Here is a 17,334-nt window from a genome sequence, read left to right on the forward strand (position 1 = left end):
TTACCCCGTCACACACTCCTTCAAAAGTTTTTGAAATTAATTTTACAAAAGGGTGTGCTTTTTTTCTAGAAATTTCGATATATAGAGTGAGCAAGGAGGTGAACAGAAATGAAAACAATCAAAGAACTTGCAGTGACACTTATTCGTGTCGAAGACAAAAAAGAAGCAAAACCAGTTATCAAACGTCGTAGATTTGCCCGTTTAAACCCACAAAGCACTGAAGCACAATTAAACAGCTTCAAATCAGCTATTGAAAAATTAACAAGTGAAACATACGACAACATCGAAGTCACAACAGTAGAAACTTTATAAGAGGAGAATCAGATTATGACAAAATCACTAGAATTGATTTATATCAATGAAGCACACAAACCGGTCAAATTCCAAGTTCCAGATATTAAACAACAAGTATCTGAAGAATCCATCCGTAATGCGATGAGCACTTTGTTAGAAAGTAATGTATTAAATCCTCCATCAGGTAAAATCATTGCGATTAAAGGAGCACAAATCGTAGAAAAAGAAACACATGTTATCTTCTAATTAAATATAGCCGAGTTTGCTCAACATTTGAGTAAACTCGGCTATTTTTTGATTATTGCCTCGGTTGAATTACATCTCCGAAAAACACGCGTTTACTACCTAACTTTCTACATAAAGCATAATCATCATAAACATCCACGACTTGCGCTAAATTTTTATATGAATGCTTAGCGTTCAATACTTCTATAAATTGGTGCTGTTTAATACAAGCACTATGTCCTGCATCTATAAAAAATGTTTCCTCGTCTAACACCCGAATGATAGTCATTTTTGTCATGATGCGCCCCCCCTTTTCCCACTTTTCATAAATCGCTTTATGTAAAACATCTCGTTTCAACAAATTATATATTGATATTTCAAAAAAATCTACAACTTTTACAATTTACAAATAAAAAGTGACACAATTTACCTATTACTTAACACAGAGCATAACGAGATTAAGTTGATATTCGTCGTTTTTCAGTGCATTTGTGTTATTTTTCTACTTTTTTTATATTTATTAAAAATATGCGACAAGATAATTAATTTAGGCGTTGCACCAACCATTATTTACATTGTATAATAACCAAGAAATTAAATAAGATGAGGTGAGCATAATTTTGTTTAAACACCCCTGGTTGATTGCCTTAATACTCCTTCTCCTTTTAAGCGCAACTGCCGTCGGATTATATGCCGCATTCCGACATTACACACTTCAGGCAACTCAAAACGTTAAAACGTACACCGCAACCTATAACCGACCGATTCAATTTTCTGGTATTCAATCTGCTGAAACAACACAATCCTTTTACTATGATGCTCGTATGGGAAGCATCCATGACTGGTATAGTGCTGAAGGTAAAATGATAAAAAAAGATCAGCCCTTGTTCGAATACTACAATAAAACACTTGAACAACAATTAACTGCAGTACGTATGCATTTGAATACTTTAGATAGTCATCAGCATCGTCAAAACTTCCTAAATATGCATACCTATTTGGAACAAGAATATGATCGTATTCAGCTTGGACTCAGAACACAAGTCTTCAGTATGTCAGAAGGCATTGTCCATATTATTGATAAGCATCCAAGTAAGAAAAATCAATTATTTGCGCAAATTCACAGTTCAAAGCGTATAATTAAAGCTTATATTTCTGAGACTGAACTCAAACAATTGAAACTTAACCAATCTGTTGAAATTAAAACAAAAACAACGGAACAGTTTAAAGGCAAAATTTTGAGTATTAGTCATTATCCTGATGTTACAAAAAGTGAAACAAATAAATCTTATTACGAAGTTCAAATTTCTACTAATGGTGTTATACCTGTAGGAACCCACTTTCAAATTACGATTCCTACGCACTTAATTGCTCTTCCAAAGGACGTACTATATGATAAAAACGCAATATTAATTAAAAGAAATGAACAAATGGTTAAAAGAATTATTAAATACCATGAAAAATCGGGTATGGTTATTATTAGTGAAGGTTTATTACCGGGAGAAAAAGTTATTGCTCAACCCAAAAACTTCACATTAAACTAGAGTTCTTATATAATTAACCAATATCAAAAGGCTAAATAGAAAAAATAGACATTATCTTAATTTATAATGTGTAATTCAAATGATGTTCAATAAATTTTCTGGGTTCATTGGGTAATTTTTTGAAAGTATCATTTGTTTGAAATAGCCATTGTTTTATAATGTTTTTTTGTTTACATTTCATTTTTATTTAGTTATAATTAAATAAATAATAGGGGCAGGAATATTTTGATGTAATAGCATCTAGTCCCAATTATGAAATTAATGTTAATATTAGTCTATTTGCCAATAATACTACGATAATGGGAATGTCAAGGGAGGAAATACAAATGGCAGTATCAAAAATTAAAAATTCATCTGATCTTTTAGCAATGGTGACATATGCTGACAAGATGAAAAGCATTATTAAAAAAGAGTTTACAATCAGCTTCGAAGAGTTTGCAGTGTTAACTTTCCTTAGTCAATCAGATGACGAGGAATATTTCTTAAAAGATATTATTAATCACTTAAACTACAAACAACCACAAGTTGTTAAAGCTGTTAAAAATTTATCACAAGAAGATTACTTCGATAAAAAACGTAACGAACAAGATGAAAGAACTGTTTTAATCTTAGTAAATTCTAAACAACGTGAAAAAATCAATGAATTATTAAATCGTATTAACGAGCGTATCTTAACTGCAAACAAAGAAATCAAAATCTGATCAGCTGACGATAGATTATAAAGGATAATACAAAAAGCGTGATGCTTAGAATGACATACATTCAAAGCACCACGCTTTTTGTTTACAACGAAAATACGTATTTTATTGTCATTTTGTATTTTATTTGGACAACTCTTATTATTTCCCTCGTGTAGATAACTTGATTGAATAAAAGATAATAACCGCCAAGATTAATACCCAAATGATAATCGTACCGATTTGTGCTATATTAGGGTCTAAAATAACCGCATCAATCGTTTTTTGTGCTAACAATAAACCTACACCTGTAAATTCAAAACGCTTATAATACAGGCCTAAACCAGCCATAATTAAGCCGAAAAAGAACATAAAAATATGCGCATATTTCGTTACGACTATAACACCAAGATCAATATTCAAACCATGCAGTGCCACTAAAATAGCCGCCACAATCACAATGCCTATCCCTATCATCACTTCAGCTTTATTGCTATATAAATAATTCTTTCGCACAATCCTAAAATATACAAAAACAGTAATTGGAAAAATGATTAAACAATAGATGAGTGATAATCCTGTCGCAGCCTGAAATGGCACGAACTGTTTATCGTACAGGTAAGAGATTAATAAGAAATTGATAATGAAAAAGAGAATCGGATTCAGCTGTAAACCAAATAAGTTCCTTTGAATGGTTAAAATAATCTCTGCCGGTGCCTTTTTACGATATTCGATATAATCGACGTCATGCGCTTCAGATTTCGGTAAATCTTGACGAATTTTCTCTTTAATATCGTCAATCATGTTTGGCGCAATCCCTTTATAGTTGAAGTAATCACTGATATTTTCTAATAAAATTTTGTCATTCGGTCGCATGATGTGACTCCTTTAAATTTACTATCCTTACTAATTTATCATGGCACAATTGCTTAGTTCAATCAATATAAAGAAGACAGGAGTGTACAACACCCCTGCCTTTATTTCATGTATACTTATTTACCAATATCAATGCGATAAAGTTTTAAGTTTTTATCTTTTGGTGATTGGCTTGTAAATTGATAAGAAGTATCTTTATCTTTAATATAACCGAAGTTTCCTGTAACTTCATTATAGTTATATCTCCAAGTGACCGTATTGCCTAACTGTTTACGTACAGTATTAAAGCTTGGGCCATCTGCTTTGTTGTATTTCATTGTAACGTGTGTTACCTTGCCGTGGTCTTTTTGACCATCAGCAGTCACAATCAATAAGCCTTTGTCAGAGTTAAACTCATAATAGTGTTTTGTTTTATCAGGTTTATAAGAGTACCCTGTGAGTTTTTGTGATTTCAAAACATCTTGGATGTTTTGACCTAGCTTAACGCCTTCTAGAGAAGTATCTCCGTGGTGGATTTGTTGAACGGTTTGAATCGTATTTCCAGACGCTGCATCTGCTTGAGAGATGCCTAGTCCAGTTACCACTGTTGCAGAAACAATAGCCGCTGAAAGTAATTTTTTCATAAGCAATAACTCCTTTGCTCTCTTTTTGTAAATTTCTTGTAACTTTTTCTGCGCTTATTACACTATACCCCTAATTACCCTTGATGTAATCAGTCTCTAGATGTAATCTTTTGTAATATTGTATAATATATTGGAGTTTAATTGCTAATATTAATGATTAAAAACTTTACTGTTGCGTAGTTACGCGTTTCTGCTCATCTTCTAATACTTCATTCACATTGATAAATGCTGTTACAGTTTCTAAGAAAGCTTTCTTTTCTTCACCCATCGGATACAATCCTGAATGTTCAAACGTTTCAACTTGTGCTTGAACGATTCCTTTTGTATAAGTATCTAACTCTTGTGGGGTTAAACGTTCATCATATTTTCCGACGATAATTAATGCCGGTGCTTTAATTTGATGTAAGTCTAAATCAATTTCAGTTTGTTCAAATGATTTTGTTACCGCTTCTTTTTCAAGTCTTGTCATTAATGTCAGTGTATCAGAAAAGTGTTTCAACATTTTTCCTGCTTTTTTCGGTGAACCATACGTATGTTTATCTAAGAATTTTTGTTGTTTGTTTTCTTCTAACGTTCTGATTTGATCTGCGTACTTTCTGTATAAACGCGCTTCTGGCAATTCTGCTTGTAATGTTGCTGGGTTTATTAAAATAATACCATCACTATACTCAGCGTATTTAGACGCAAAATCTGCCGCAATCGTCGCACCCAGTTCTTGACCGATAAAGAATGCATGTTTGATATATAAGTAATCTAACAAGTCTTTAATATCTTCTACATAATCTGCAAAATCAATATTTAAAGGTTTATCTGAATAACCATGCCCACGTAAATCTACGCTGACGACTTGGTAATCATATGATAATTGCGTCGCAATATCATCGAAAATCGAATAGTTCTCAAAAGCGGAATGAATCAACACAACAGGTTGTCCGCTTCCCTTTGTTATATAATTTAACGTCGTATTATCCTTCGTCGTAAATAGTTCCATCTGCTTTTTCACTCTCCTTAGAATGTGGGGCGATTTTTGGTAATATCTCTAGCAATTCTTCCAAAGTTGAAATTTCAAAGTCCATCTCTTCAGGTTCTGGTGCCAATTCTACTTCATCATCTTCATGATTGAACCATACACTGACCATACCCATTGCACGGGCCGGTGCAACATCATTTAAGGCATCATCACCGACGTACATCACTTCTTCAGGCTTAACATCTAATTGATCCATGATATCTTCAAAGATTTTAGGATGCGGCTTTCTAAACCCTACCATTTCAGAAGTAGATAAAAAATGAATATAGGATAAGATACCTAAGTTTTCTAAACGGTATTGTTTAATTTTAGATTTACCATTCGCAATCACACCTGTCAAATAACCTCTTTGGATTAAACGCTCTAGTGTATATTGTGTATCATGGTAAGGGAACACGTAACGATAAAAATGTGTTTCAAAATCGCGGAACAAATCTTTCCATGTTAAACGATCGACATGAAATCGTTTGATAATCGCTTTATACAGTTCAGGCTTATCATGATCTTCGTCATCATCTAATTCAATAAACTGTTTTTTAAAATCACGCGCTTGAACATGAACTAAATAATCATGAAATCGTTCATATTGTTCTTCAATAAACTTCTCTCTTGATTTATTACGATCCAACAGCGTGCCTTCTAAATCGAATACGACTGCCTTAATCCCCTCTAAATTCATAAGCTTCTCTCCTATAAATGCCTATTTGGCATCTGTGATTATTTCTTTATTCATCAGATTATTCATACGAGTGTTTCTGGGTTGCGATTAAATACCCGAGTACAGGTATTCCTAATAAAGCAAGAATGATACTTGCTGGAATTTCAATCGGATTCCATAATTGTGCACCTAACGTGTCCGCAAAGACCATCACTGTACCGCCGACAACGCCGTTCAGCAACATTTGTACACCCAATGTAGTCTGCGTCGTTCTTCTAATCAGCTGTGGCACAATCATACCGATAAAACCAATAATGCCGGTATACGAGACAATAATAGCTGTCATGATAGATGATAAAGTTAACACCATAAACATCATTTGTCTGACATTCAAACTTAAAGAACGTGCTTTCAACGTTCCGACTTGCAGTAACTTTACCTTCGGCAGCAGTAAGCCTAGTAGCACGATACATAACATCATAATGGGTGCAATCACGTATACTTCATGCAATTCTGCATTAGAAAAACCGCCGAACATATACATCACAATACTTTTCATTCTGCGTTCATCAAGTAGAATCAATAGATATAAAAACGCATTGAATAATGCACCTATCATGATACCTGATAATATCAACGCGCGCATCATATAACCTTGTGAAATTGCGGCAGTCACCCCTAAAACAATAGCTAAAGTTAACATACTTGCAACAATTGAAGCGAACGGAATCCATAAACTGCTTAAACCGATAAATACAGCTAAACCGCTACCTAAAACAGAACCGCTCGCTAAGCCTAAAGTCAGGCTATCTGCAAGCGGATTATTCAAAACGGTTTGAAACATCTGGCCGGCTATCGATAAACCGATACCAGCCAACAATGCCTCGAACACTCTCGGTAAGCGCACTTCAAACAAAATACTATGATTTAAGGGGTCCGACCAGCTGCCTAAATTCCAAAACAAGCTGATTGCGATACTCGCGATTAACGCGAGACACCATCCTATAATAATAGTGGTTTGTTTCATATTATTTTTCATCGCGGTAAATCGCATCTCTTAATGCTTTAAGGCCTTGGTCGATACGAGGACCTGGTCTTGAAATCGTATCACCATCTACCGCTTCAATTCGGCCTTTCTTCACAGCTTCTAAATTCTCAAAGCCGCCACGTTTACGAATAATTTTCAAGTAATCCGAACGTGTGATACCTTCTGTCGTAATTAAAACATTTGGGTCATGTTTAATAATACTTTCCTTGCTGACTTTCTTCCAGCCTTCTAGATCTGCGAAACTATTTTTCGCATGCAGTTCTTCAATCATATAGTTGAAGAATGTATTTTTTCCGGCTGTATAAATCTCTGGTTCATGTGAGACTTCTAAAAAGACAGTCGGTGCTTTTTCATGCTTCGGCACATCTTTCAACACAGCGTCAACACGATGTTTTGTATCATAAACTAATGTGTCAGCTTGTGATTCACGACCTGTGATTTTACCGATTTGTTTGAACGTACCATAAATTTCGTCAAAGTTATGTGCTTCAGGTATGTAGACGACTTTAATGCCTTTTTTCTCTAAATCGCCTAATACTTTATCACCCATACCTTTTTGTGATTCATGCGCCAAAATCAAATCTGGCTTTGCTTTTAATAACTGCTCTTTATTGAGTTTCATCGCATCAAACTTCTGTTTATGTTTAACACTCTTAGGATAGTCATCCACTGTAGACACTCCTATAACTTCTTTACCCAAACCGAGTTGATAGAGTATTTCAGTGTTACTTGGCATCAACGAGATAATACGATGATATTTTTGCGTTTGCTTTGTCTTTTCTTCTGATTGGTTTTTGTTGTCTGCTTTCTCTTTATTACTCGGTGCAGAACACCCAGCCGCAACTAAGATAATTAAGATTAAAAACACCCATAATTTCTGTTTCATCAATTTCTCCTCATACTTGTATTGTAAATCTCATTTTAGCATATTTACGCGGGCTGAGAAGATGAATCTTACAAAAATTTTACAAGTTTAAAAATAAAAAAAGAAGCACCCGTCAAGAATGCTTCTTTATATAATCTTACATCGTATGAGGAGCAGTTACCCCTACTAATGCCAAGGCATTGCGTAATGTAATTTGTACTGCCACAATCATAGAAACGTAAGCTTGTGTTTTAGCTTCATCGTCTGTTAAGACTTTATCAGCGTTGTAGAATTTATGGAAAGCTGCTGCTAATTCTTGAATATAGTTGGTTACACGATGTGGTGCGCGTTGTTCTGCAGCACTTTCAATCATCGGTTCAAATTCTGCAACTTTCTTCAATAAATCAATCGCTTTATCATTTTTAATAACACTGAAATCTGCATTTTCAGATGGCACTACGCCACGTTCACCCGCTTGTTTTAAGATAGATGAAATACGCGCATGTGCATATTGTGCATAATAAACAGGGTTTTCAGCTGAGTTTTCTTTCGCAAGTTCCATATCAAAATCAAAGTGCGTATCTGGACTACGCATTGTTAAGAAGTAACGTGCCGCGTCAATACCGACTTCATCCATGATTTCACGTAATGTAATCGCGTTACCCGTACGTTTACTCATTTTAACTTCTTCGCCATCTTGCATTAAACGCACCATCTGCATGATTTGAATTTCAAGACGTTCTGCATCAATACCGTATGTTTCAACAGATGCTTTCAGACGGTTAATATAACCATGATGGTCTGCGCCGAATAAGTTGATCAAGATATCTTGGCCGCCGTCACGGTGGAATTTGTCATAGTGATATGCCACATCTGGTAAGAAGTAAGTGTATGTGCCGTCTTTTTTGATTAATACGCGGTCTTTATCATCATTAAAGTCCGTTGTACGTAACCAAGTCGCACCATCCGCTTCATACGTATGACCATTTTCTTTCATTAACTCTAAGACACGTTTGATTTCGCCTGAATCATATAACGTTGTTTCACTGAACCAATCATCAAAGTGTGTATTGAAATCAGCTAAGTCTTTTTTAAGTTTTTCCATTTCATAATCGACGCCTAATTGTCTGAACACTTTTAAGCGCTCATCATCAGGGAGTTCTTGTAGATCAGGGCGTTTTTCCGCTAAATCTTTACCGATATTCACGATATCTTTACCATGGTAGCCATCTTCAGGTAATTCTGCTTCTTTACCTAAAGCTTGATAGTAACGTGCTTCGATAGAGCGTGCTAAATTCGTAATTTGGTTACCGGCATCGTTGATGTAATATTCACGTGTAACATCATAACCAGCCGCATCTAAGATATTACATAACGTATCACCGACTGCCGCATTACGCGCATGTCCGATATGCAAATCACCTGTCGGGTTCGCAGAAACATACTCCACTAAGATTTTTTGGTTCTTTTTCTTTTCAGAGCGACCAAAATCTGTATCTTTTTCTAAAGCTTCAGGGATAATCGCAGTTAAGTATTGGTTATTTAAATAGAAGTTGATAAAACCAGGTCCTGCAATTTCGATGTTCTCAACATTCGCTTTAGATTTATCTAAATTGTCCACGATAGCTTGCGCAATTTCGCGTGGATTACGTTTTGCGATTTTTGTTAGCACCATCGCAATGTTTGTAGAGTAATCCCCATTTTTTGGGTCTTTCGGAATTTCCACTTTGACTTCAGGAACTTCTTCTGCAAGTCCAGCGGCTTTAACACTTGCTGTTATTTCTTCAATTAATGTTTGTTTGACTTGATCAATAATATTCACTTACTTCAGCTCCTTATAGGTAATTTGGTAAAGGTATGTGCCCATCTTCTCTTCGTTTTGGAAGAGTTCATAACGAATTTTAAGTTTTGATTGGTCTGGTTGTACGTAATGATGAATGCTTAAAGTACGAATAGTTAAAGGAATTTTGCCCGTCGGTATCTCGTATAAAGATACGGTGTCTTTTCCTTCAACAAAATGCAGGTTCTGTTTAATATTCCCGCTGCGCATTAATCTAACTTCATCTTCTTGAATTTTCAATGTAATATGCACCGTCAAGTCTTCAACTTGTTCATCATAGCGGATAAATTCAGCATTCCGCTTCTCTTGCCAAGTGCCATCTGTTTCAAATTCAAATTCATCAAACTCATCATCGCGTTCAATCGTCTGTAATGTTTGGATACGAATGTTTTGATTCAAAGACGCGCTCACCCTATTCTGAATTATTCATTAATATACCAAATTATAACATAAAGATACAGCACACACAGTGACTAAATTCACACTGTATGCGCTGTACATCATAAAATCAATTAAATTTTTCTGCTTATTAAGATTCATCCTTCAAATAATCTAATACAACCGTACCGACAGCTTCAGCCGCTGTCATCATTGAAGATTCACTGATATTAAATTTAGGATGATGATGCGGATAAACTTCACCTTCTTCAGGTGCTGCTCCTGCATAAATGAATACACTTGGTACTTCTTTCGCATAGTATGCAAAGTCTTCTGATGGTGGCCATGGATCACAGCGTTCTACTTTTTGAATCGCAGAACGTTCTGCGTTATTTAAGGTATCAGCTACGTACTCTGTAAAGTCTGGATCATTGTATACCGCTGGATAATCATCTAAATACTCATAGTCGCAAGTCACACCGAACGTTGTTTCTAAACCATCGACGACACGTTGTAACTCTTGTGCGATTTTATCTTTCGTTTCATCATGCAAACCACGGACGTCACCTTCGATTTCCACTTTATCTTTAATAATATTGAACTGGCCTTTCGCATCGAAAGAACCGATTGAAACGACACCTGTTTCAAATGGGCTGATACGTCTTGAGACTACACTTTGTACCGTTGTCACAAAGTTCGCCCCCGCTACAATCGCATCATTTGCGTCATGTGGAGAAGAACCGTGTCCACCTTTACCGTGAATGACTAATTTAAAGTAACCACGTGCAGTTTGCACGTTGCCTTCACGATAATAAATCGTACCACGTTCACCATTACTCATCACGTGTACACCTAAGACATGGTCTACGCTCTCTAGCACACCATCTTTAATCATACCGATGGCACCACCTGGCGGCATTTCTTCAGCTGGTTGGTGAATCACGACCACTTTCCCAGAAAATTGATCTTTCATTTCAATCAACGTTTCAGCCAAAATCAACATATACGCCGTATGTGCATCATGCCCGCACGCATGCATCACGCCTGGATTCTCTGACGCAAATGGCAGTCCTGTTGCCTCTTCAATCGGTAAAGCATCAAAGTCAGCACGAATCGCAATCGTTTTCCCTGGTTTACCGCTATCTATAGTGACTTTCACCCCATTGTCACCGACGTTTGTTTCTACTAAACAATCCTTATCTTTATAGAAATCCGCAATATACTTTGGTGTTTCTACTTCTTTAAATGATAACTCTGGATGTGCATGTAAATACCGTCTGATTTCGACCATACGTTCTTCTTTCTCTTGTAAACGTTTGATTAATTCTGAACTCATATGCCCTCTTCCCTTTTATTATTTAACTATTGTGATTATTCAAAATATAATACTTACACTCTAACATTCTTATCCTTTTTAAGTATAAAAATAACTTAGTATTAAGAAAGAAAAACAGAAACCACATGACGTGATTTCTGTCTTTAATGATTGCTTTTATTTATCGTGTAGTGCTTCTTTTAATTCATCACTTGAGTTATCCCACATGTCTTTATCATGATTTTTTAAGAAATCACGGATAATCCCAATATTTTCATCACCGATATGATCAATGACAATTTTATGTTTCATAGATTTATCCATCATGTTGACATGTTCAGGCATACTCTTATAACCTCTGCGGATTTTCTTGTTCACTAATAAATAACAAGCTGTCAATCCAGCATAGTAAGCACCTTGTTCACCACGTTCAGTTGTCACCCAGCATAACCAATAAGCTTTTGCTTCAGGGCCTTCAACAGTTTCTTTATCTGTAATCCATTTAACACCCTTTTCAACATCTGCACGTGCATGCATCGCACCAATATCAATAAATGCTTCTTTTTCTTGTAAATCTATAAATACAGGTGCAACGTTATCCAAACTGATTGCCCCGATATTCGTTCCTTTATGGCCATCTAACGGGTCATTTTTAATAATATTGAATTGAAAACCCTTATTCTCTGCCACAAGCCACACCTCCATTTTTAATTACCTTTATCTATTTTACCGTATCATCTGATACTTTTCGAACACAATCGTTTGACTATCAATTCAATTCGTTCAAAATACTGAGAATACGTTCACGAACTTTTTCATCTTCAATGTGATGCACCAGTTCTTTAGGATAATATAATTTATAATCTTGGCGATTAATGCCTGTAATACTTTGAATAATCATAGATTGACTGCTGATTTCTCTAATATTGCCATTACGTTGCAGTAGATGAATCGGTTGGCGATTAGACCCCGGTCGGTCATAATCGTAAGGCAAATCAGAGAAAGATTCACTGACGAAGTAATAATCTGGATTAATACCGCCCGCTTCAAACAGCTCTCTTAATTCATTCATCGTAATAATCGAGCCGTCAAACGGCAGATGTTTAAATAAATCACGATTAATAAAACGGCGTGCTAAGTCGCTTAAAATGGTATCATCTTCTTTAACCCAAGCTTTCAAGTAATACAGCACCACCGCTTCATCCAACTCTACATACTGTTCAATCGTCATCGTTCCTTCAAAGAACGGAATAAAGTCTTTAGGGAACAATTTAAATTGATAACCTGATTGATATAATTCCTTCGCACGTTTTAAACAATTGTTTAAAATCACTTCTCCAGCACGACTTACCGGATGGAAATAAATCTGCCAATACATTTGATAACGGCTCATAATAAAGTTCTCTACCGCATGCATCCCGCTTTCTTTAATCAACACTTCATCTTTAGTTGGACGCATTAACCTTAAAATACGTTCCATATCAAACATCCCATAAGAGACTCCTGTAAAATAAGCATCGCGTTGTAAATAATCCATACGGTCTGCGTCAATTTGTGATGAAATCATAGAAATCACCAGCTTATTCGGATGTGTTTTATTGATGACATCAGCAACAGCTTTTGGGAAATCCGGTGATACTTTACTTAATACCGCATTAACTTCTGTATTCCCTGTAATAATCGCTTGTGTAAATGCCTCGTGATCGGTATTGAAGATTTTCTCAAAACTATGAGAGAACGGACCATGGCCTAAATCATGAAGGAGTGCTGCACATAATGCCAACAGACGATCATCATTATTCCATGCTTCACGTCCCGCAAATGATTCATCGATGATGCGACGTACAATTTCATAGACGCCTAATGAATGGCCGAAGCGGCTATGTTCTGCTGTATGGAAAGATAAATACAACGTACCGAGTTGTTTGATACGACGCAAGCGTTGGAACTCTTTTGTTTTCACCAAATCCCAAATCACTTGGTCTTTGACATGAATATAGCGATGAATCGGATCTTTGAATACTTTCTCTTCATATAATTTTTGAGTACCGTAATCTGTCTCAGCCATGAGTATCCCTCCATCGTGTTAGCATTATTTTCATTAAAATGCTTTCTTCATCAAGGCAAGGTCCATTACTTCACCGTATACTTCACGGTTATACGCACGCACCATTTCAAATCCTTGTTGACGGTAGTATTCAACACCCTCTTCGTTTTGGTTATCCACTTCAAGATACACTGCATCATATTGTCCTTTAAAGTGTTCTAACCCTTTCTTAAGCAACGCTGTACCATAACCTTTACGTTGTGCTTTAGGGTGAATATAATGTGCAGATAAGAAAAGTTCGCTGCCGTTAATAAAATTCGCAAACCCGACAATTTCGCCTTCTTCTTCTGCCACTAAAAATAATTGTTCTTTTAATCGTTTAAGTAAATGCTGCTCGTTATAAGCTGCTGTAAGCAATTCATTCACTGTTGTCGCAGCATAAATATTTAAATACGTGTCATACCATGCTTTTGTTGCCACATCTCTGATGCCGACAACATCTGCTGGTGTTGCTTCTCTCACTGTACGCATCGTTAATCACGTCTCCTTACATAGTTCAACTTTCAAAATGAATAAATTAATTATATCATATAGTTTCTCAAATTGTGGTAAAACGCACTCTCATTTTACCTTGTACTTATCATCTTTACCCTGTTTTTTCATTGTCTTTAACTTTTACATTTAAAACCCTTTTTTCATACTCTAATTTTTATTATACTTAAAACCTCTTTGCTCGATATTTACGTATTAAGCAAAATTCATGAAGGTGCTCTAACCCATATCGTGTATTAATTCCGCCCTATTTACACTAAAATTGAACAAAAAGTAAAGTTTTTGTAAAAAAGATGAATAACTCATATATAAGCGGGGTATATGAATTTTGCAAGAAGAAACTCAAGGTACCCTATCTAATTATGCTTAAGGGACTAAAAATTCAATAAAAGGTGATTAAAATATGGATGATACGAGCTTTGGTAACATTTATATTGACTCACAACCTGTTACGTTAGATTGGGACACTTTAGTTACAGATGAATCAGAAATGGTGGTAGATGGTATTCCACCTTCACTGATTGATAAATGGGTGAAACGTAAAGAATTAATCCCGTCTTATACTAAAGATAATTTACGTCACTTCTATACTAAAGATGTCTTAAATGCGTGCAGATCATATGTGGAAGTTTACTAAAAGAATCAAACATCACGAGTGCAGTCACATCATGTTCATTAAACAGTCAATATAGAAACGAATCTCGCGATAATTATAACGATAAGAAAGTAGGCCCGTTGTCTGGTAGCACACCAGTCATACGGGCCTGTTTTTTATATACTTTGTATCATTATTTTGCTTGTTTACGTTTGGCTAATTTTTCTTTTAATTTTCGATCTTGTTCTTCTTTTCTGCGTTTACGTTCTTCATTACGTTTACGTAAACGTTCTTCCTCTTCAGGGTCGCGAGGTTTTTGAAGTTGCTTCTCAACTTTTTCCATCAATTCATCTTCCGTCAATGCGGCTAATGGACGGTTATTCACGAAAGCAAATGTCTTTCTGCGACCTGGACCGCAGTATGATTGGCAGCCCACCTCTATTTCAGCATCTGGATCTAGTTTCTTTAATTTTCTTTCCAAGGATTTGCAATTTACGGCTTGGCAATCATCACAAATCAAAAATTTGTTTTTCACTGCTCTGTCCACCTCACTTTATCTCTATAATTTGTTTTAAACTATTTCAACTTTATCTATTTTACTCTTTTTCCGTAATTTTTCAAGCAACGATTTTGTGACCGCTTTAAACATCAAAAAACTGCCGCACCGTAAAGTTGACCGGTGAGACAGCCTGATGTCTTATTGTCCTTGATAAACGTGGAAAGGTAAAGGCTTAATCCGAGAGGCTTTCCAGCTTTCATAAATAGACTGGCGATGTTTTGAGTCGCCGATAATCGCAATTCCGCAATCTCCGCCGCCTGCACCTGATGTTTTGGCAGCTGCGCCGTAGGTTTCTGCGATATCACATAGTAATTTTAATTGTGGTGTTTCGATGTCTACAATCGCTTGTTTATCCATCATTTGGATGATTGAACGGTTGCGTCTAATCATCGCTTGCACACCTTTTAAGTTGTTGGTTTTGAATGCGTAGATAAGACGTTCTACACAAGATTGCGATTGTTCCAGGAAGCGGCTGTAGAAATCAGGATCTGATTTGAGACGCTTCACTTCACTGACTAAGTAAGGAGAAGAGGCTGGTGAGCCGGTCCAGCCAATTAAGACTTCCATGTTTTCTGGGGCTTGAAGCGGTTCTGTATAAAGACCTGGCCAGTTTTTCTTCACAACTTCTGCGACAGATGACGTTTCAATCTGCTGCATGACCCAGTCATGATCAAACGTACTATATGCAAGCCAACCTGTGAAAACACTGACTGCGATATCACCGCATGAACTTAAACTTTGTAGTTTCATATTCGCAATGACTGCTAATTTATAAATATTCAGATTAGCTAAGTCTAACTCATAAAATTCATTTAAAGCTTTAACCACTGAAACCAATACTGCAGCACTTGAGCCTAAGCCATATTTATGGCCTGAAGCATCGTCTAAGTTACTATCAATCACTAAATTAAAGTGTCTTAAGGTTTTACCACAGCTTTTAGCGTATTGTTCAAACACTTCTACTGCCGTAATGACGTAAGCTAGTTGTTTCGCCGCATCTGCATCAGATACAGAAATCTTATCACCTTCTCTTTGGAAGGTAATCGGTTCATGGTGTAATGTTTTAGAATGAATAGAACCACCATTGTCTCCAGAAGCTTCAATGCTGGCAGTAACGAAACGATTTACTGCTATTAACACGGATTTATATCCGGGTTCTGTTACCGCATATTCACCTGCAATATAAAGTTTACCTGGGGCTTTGACTTGAATCATAGCTCATCTTCCTCATTTATAATTTCAACGCCTGTACCGATATCACTTGCGATGATCTGGTCTGAATCAAAATACGTTGTTAATTTATCAATCACAGCTTGTTGATGTTGTTTTTGTACTAACACTTTTACATTAGGTCCTGCATCCATAGTAAAGTATGCGGGCAGACCTGCTTCACGACATTCATGCACTAAAGCCATCGCATCATAACTTTCAGGTACTAAATATGTAAATGGCGGTTGTGCACCTAGATTTGTCGCATGCATACGTAAACCATTTTCTTCAAAGACACGACCTAAGCGGTCAAAATCTTTATCGGCAATGGCAGCTTTTGCTTCAGCGATGTCCGCTTCTACATGATCTAACCAATACTGATAGAAACGTGAAGTATTTCTCGTCAACGACATCCCTGCACGACTTTTAACCTTTTTAGATTTTTGATTAATGACTACAAAAATCATCGCTAAGTCATCTTCCCAATGATCTGCATCAATCGCGTGTGCATAAGAGGATTCATCATCATGTCCTTTTTCCCATTCCGCGAATCCGCCAAAGATACTGCGGCTTGCTGAGCCTGAACCACGACGTGCCAAGCGTGATAAGTCTTTATCAGAAAGGTTCATTTCTAACGCTTCATTACATGCAGCAGCTAAAGCCGCAAAAGCACTCGCTGAAGAAGCTAAACCAGCTGCTGTCGGTACAAAGTTTGTACTATCGATACGTGCGTGCAACGCTGTTCCTGCACGTTCTCTGACAAGATCTAAGTATGCTGAAATCTTTTGAGTTTCTTTTTCATCCACTTCTTCACCATTTAAGTAGAAGTAGTCTCGATCTAATTGCGCATCAAATGTTGCGCGTGTCTCTGTATAAAATTTATCTAAAGTTAACGATAGACTGTTATTCATCGGAATAATCAATGCTTCGTCAGCTTTCCCCCAATACTTAATCAGCGCAATATTCGTATGCGCTCTCGCTTTGCCCGTCTTCACCAAT

At 36.4% G+C, this 17,334-nt stretch carries 21 protein-coding genes; 5 read left to right on the forward strand and 16 right to left on the reverse strand.

The window, feature by feature from the left end; all coding sequences use genetic code 11:
* Positions 1–108 precede the first annotated feature (108 nt).
* The gene (locus HMPREF2603_RS03810) at positions 109–312 is read left to right on the forward strand and encodes a DUF1659 domain-containing protein (protein WP_060803721.1); all 204 of its coding nucleotides are present in this window, start codon (positions 109–111) and stop codon (positions 310–312) included.
* 15 nt (positions 313–327) lie between these two features.
* On the forward strand, positions 328–540 hold the full coding sequence (locus HMPREF2603_RS03815; RefSeq protein ID WP_002481403.1) for a DUF2922 domain-containing protein: 213 nt from the start codon (positions 328–330) through the stop codon (positions 538–540).
* A 52-nt stretch (positions 541–592) separates the two neighbouring features.
* Here the strand turns inward: HMPREF2603_RS03815 and HMPREF2603_RS03820 are convergent, their stop codons facing one another.
* The gene (locus HMPREF2603_RS03820) at positions 593–817 is read right to left on the reverse strand and encodes a hypothetical protein (protein ID WP_002481402.1); all 225 of its coding nucleotides are present in this window, start codon (positions 815–817) and stop codon (positions 593–595) included.
* Between the two features lie 322 nt (positions 818–1,139).
* Here HMPREF2603_RS03820 and HMPREF2603_RS03825 point away from each other — a divergent pair, with 322 nt between their 5' ends.
* Positions 1,140–2,063: an efflux RND transporter periplasmic adaptor subunit gene (locus tag HMPREF2603_RS03825; RefSeq protein WP_060803722.1), complete on the forward strand. Its 924-nt coding sequence runs from the start codon at positions 1,140–1,142 to the stop codon at positions 2,061–2,063.
* A gap of 326 nt (positions 2,064–2,389) precedes the next feature.
* Positions 2,390–2,764 (forward strand): global transcriptional regulator SarA, encoded by a 375-nt coding sequence (gene sarA / locus HMPREF2603_RS03830; protein WP_002481400.1) that lies wholly within the window; start codon positions 2,390–2,392, stop codon positions 2,762–2,764.
* Between the two features lie 138 nt (positions 2,765–2,902).
* On the opposite strand, the gene HMPREF2603_RS03835 is transcribed toward sarA, so the two are convergent.
* The 12 genes from HMPREF2603_RS03835 to HMPREF2603_RS03890 all read right to left on the reverse strand — a co-directional run bounded on the left by HMPREF2603_RS03835 (position 2,903) and on the right by HMPREF2603_RS03890 (position 13,951).
* The gene (locus HMPREF2603_RS03835; RefSeq protein ID WP_060803723.1) at positions 2,903–3,616 is read right to left on the reverse strand and encodes a hypothetical protein; all 714 of its coding nucleotides are present in this window, start codon (positions 3,614–3,616) and stop codon (positions 2,903–2,905) included.
* A gap of 116 nt (positions 3,617–3,732) precedes the next feature.
* Positions 3,733–4,239 (reverse strand): SA0570 family protein, encoded by a 507-nt coding sequence (locus HMPREF2603_RS03840; protein ID WP_002481398.1) that lies wholly within the window; start codon positions 4,237–4,239, stop codon positions 3,733–3,735.
* Between the two features lie 166 nt (positions 4,240–4,405).
* On the reverse strand, positions 4,406–5,230 hold the full coding sequence (locus tag HMPREF2603_RS03845; protein ID WP_060803724.1) for an alpha/beta fold hydrolase: 825 nt from the start codon (positions 5,228–5,230) through the stop codon (positions 4,406–4,408).
* A complete protein-coding gene (locus HMPREF2603_RS03850) occupies positions 5,205–5,948 on the reverse strand; it encodes an HAD family hydrolase (protein ID WP_060803725.1) in 744 nt (247 codons plus the stop codon). The genes HMPREF2603_RS03845 and HMPREF2603_RS03850 overlap by 26 nt, the downstream gene beginning before the upstream one ends.
* 58 nt (positions 5,949–6,006) lie before the next feature.
* The gene (locus HMPREF2603_RS03855) at positions 6,007–6,966 is read right to left on the reverse strand and encodes a FecCD family ABC transporter permease (protein WP_398575015.1); all 960 of its coding nucleotides are present in this window, start codon (positions 6,964–6,966) and stop codon (positions 6,007–6,009) included.
* Complete coding sequence (locus tag HMPREF2603_RS03860; protein ID WP_060803726.1) at positions 6,956–7,861, reverse strand: ABC transporter substrate-binding protein; 906 nt, start codon at positions 7,859–7,861, stop codon at positions 6,956–6,958. The genes HMPREF2603_RS03855 and HMPREF2603_RS03860 overlap by 11 nt, the downstream gene beginning before the upstream one ends.
* 136 nt (positions 7,862–7,997) lie before the next feature.
* Positions 7,998–9,662, reverse strand: coding sequence for an arginine--tRNA ligase (argS, locus tag HMPREF2603_RS03865; protein ID WP_060803727.1), 1,665 nt, complete (start codon positions 9,660–9,662; stop codon positions 7,998–8,000).
* Positions 9,663–10,079 carry a YwiB family protein gene (locus HMPREF2603_RS03870; protein WP_002481392.1) on the reverse strand — a complete coding sequence of 139 codons (417 nt, stop codon included), beginning with the start codon at positions 10,077–10,079 and terminating at the stop codon, positions 9,663–9,665. It abuts the gene before it with no gap.
* Positions 10,080–10,209: 130 nt separating this feature from the next.
* Positions 10,210–11,394, reverse strand: coding sequence for an amidohydrolase (locus HMPREF2603_RS03875; RefSeq protein ID WP_060803728.1), 1,185 nt, complete (start codon positions 11,392–11,394; stop codon positions 10,210–10,212).
* Between the two features lie 156 nt (positions 11,395–11,550).
* Positions 11,551–12,078 (reverse strand): YwhD family protein, encoded by a 528-nt coding sequence (locus HMPREF2603_RS03880; protein WP_142351473.1) that lies wholly within the window; start codon positions 12,076–12,078, stop codon positions 11,551–11,553.
* 64 nt (positions 12,079–12,142) lie between these two features.
* Entirely contained in the window at positions 12,143–13,441 is a 1,299-nt protein-coding gene (locus tag HMPREF2603_RS03885) for an HD domain-containing protein (protein WP_060803730.1), read from the reverse strand.
* 33 nt (positions 13,442–13,474) lie between these two features.
* A complete protein-coding gene (locus HMPREF2603_RS03890; protein ID WP_060803731.1) occupies positions 13,475–13,951 on the reverse strand; it encodes a GNAT family N-acetyltransferase in 477 nt (158 codons plus the stop codon).
* Positions 13,952–14,375: 424 nt separating this feature from the next.
* On the opposite strand from HMPREF2603_RS03890, the gene HMPREF2603_RS03895 reads away from it, so the two are divergent.
* Complete coding sequence (locus HMPREF2603_RS03895) at positions 14,376–14,609, forward strand: hypothetical protein (RefSeq protein WP_002481387.1); 234 nt, start codon at positions 14,376–14,378, stop codon at positions 14,607–14,609.
* Positions 14,610–14,760: 151 nt separating this feature from the next.
* Here the strand turns inward: HMPREF2603_RS03895 and HMPREF2603_RS03900 are convergent, their stop codons facing one another.
* The 3 genes from HMPREF2603_RS03900 to mvaD form a co-directional block, all read right to left on the reverse strand.
* Positions 14,761–15,102: a YuzB family protein gene (locus HMPREF2603_RS03900; protein ID WP_002481386.1), complete on the reverse strand. Its 342-nt coding sequence runs from the start codon at positions 15,100–15,102 to the stop codon at positions 14,761–14,763.
* Between the two features lie 162 nt (positions 15,103–15,264).
* The gene (locus tag HMPREF2603_RS03905; protein WP_060803732.1) at positions 15,265–16,341 is read right to left on the reverse strand and encodes a phosphomevalonate kinase; all 1,077 of its coding nucleotides are present in this window, start codon (positions 16,339–16,341) and stop codon (positions 15,265–15,267) included.
* On the reverse strand, positions 16,338–17,333 hold the full coding sequence (mvaD, locus tag HMPREF2603_RS03910) for a diphosphomevalonate decarboxylase (RefSeq protein WP_060803733.1): 996 nt from the start codon (positions 17,331–17,333) through the stop codon (positions 16,338–16,340). The genes HMPREF2603_RS03905 and mvaD overlap by 4 nt, the downstream gene beginning before the upstream one ends.
* Position 17,334: the final 1 nt, after the last annotated feature.

The organism is Staphylococcus sp. HMSC055C03 (assembly GCF_001809385.1).
Classification (GTDB): domain Bacteria; phylum Bacillota; class Bacilli; order Staphylococcales; family Staphylococcaceae; genus Staphylococcus; species Staphylococcus simulans.

Coding starts and splice junctions, on each gene's coding strand:
- HMPREF2603_RS03810 (WP_060803721.1), top strand. CDS start 109: ATGAAAACAATCAAAGAACTTGCAGTGACACTTATTCGTGTCGAAGAC.
- HMPREF2603_RS03815 (WP_002481403.1), top strand. CDS start 328: ATGACAAAATCACTAGAATTGATTTATATCAATGAAGCACACAAACCG.
- HMPREF2603_RS03820 (WP_002481402.1), bottom strand. CDS start 817: ATGACAAAAATGACTATCATTCGGGTGTTAGACGAGGAAACATTTTTT.
- sarA (WP_002481400.1), top strand. CDS start 2,390: ATGGCAGTATCAAAAATTAAAAATTCATCTGATCTTTTAGCAATGGTG.
- HMPREF2603_RS03835 (WP_060803723.1), bottom strand. CDS start 3,616: ATGCGACCGAATGACAAAATTTTATTAGAAAATATCAGTGATTACTTC.
- HMPREF2603_RS03840 (WP_002481398.1), bottom strand. CDS start 4,239: ATGAAAAAATTACTTTCAGCGGCTATTGTTTCTGCAACAGTGGTAACT.
- HMPREF2603_RS03845 (WP_060803724.1), bottom strand. CDS start 5,230: ATGGAACTATTTACGACGAAGGATAATACGACGTTAAATTATATAACA.
- HMPREF2603_RS03850 (WP_060803725.1), bottom strand. CDS start 5,948: ATGAATTTAGAGGGGATTAAGGCAGTCGTATTCGATTTAGAAGGCACG.
- HMPREF2603_RS03855 (WP_398575015.1), bottom strand. CDS start 6,966: ATGAAAAATAATATGAAACAAACCACTATTATTATAGGATGGTGTCTC.
- HMPREF2603_RS03860 (WP_060803726.1), bottom strand. CDS start 7,861: ATGAAACAGAAATTATGGGTGTTTTTAATCTTAATTATCTTAGTTGCG.
- HMPREF2603_RS03875 (WP_060803728.1), bottom strand. CDS start 11,394: ATGAGTTCAGAATTAATCAAACGTTTACAAGAGAAAGAAGAACGTATG.
- HMPREF2603_RS03880 (WP_142351473.1), bottom strand. CDS start 12,078: ATGGAGGTGTGGCTTGTGGCAGAGAATAAGGGTTTTCAATTCAATATT.
- HMPREF2603_RS03885 (WP_060803730.1), bottom strand. CDS start 13,441: ATGGCTGAGACAGATTACGGTACTCAAAAATTATATGAAGAGAAAGTA.
- HMPREF2603_RS03890 (WP_060803731.1), bottom strand. CDS start 13,951: ATGCGTACAGTGAGAGAAGCAACACCAGCAGATGTTGTCGGCATCAGA.
- HMPREF2603_RS03895 (WP_002481387.1), top strand. CDS start 14,376: ATGGATGATACGAGCTTTGGTAACATTTATATTGACTCACAACCTGTT.
- HMPREF2603_RS03905 (WP_060803732.1), bottom strand. CDS start 16,341: ATGATTCAAGTCAAAGCCCCAGGTAAACTTTATATTGCAGGTGAATAT.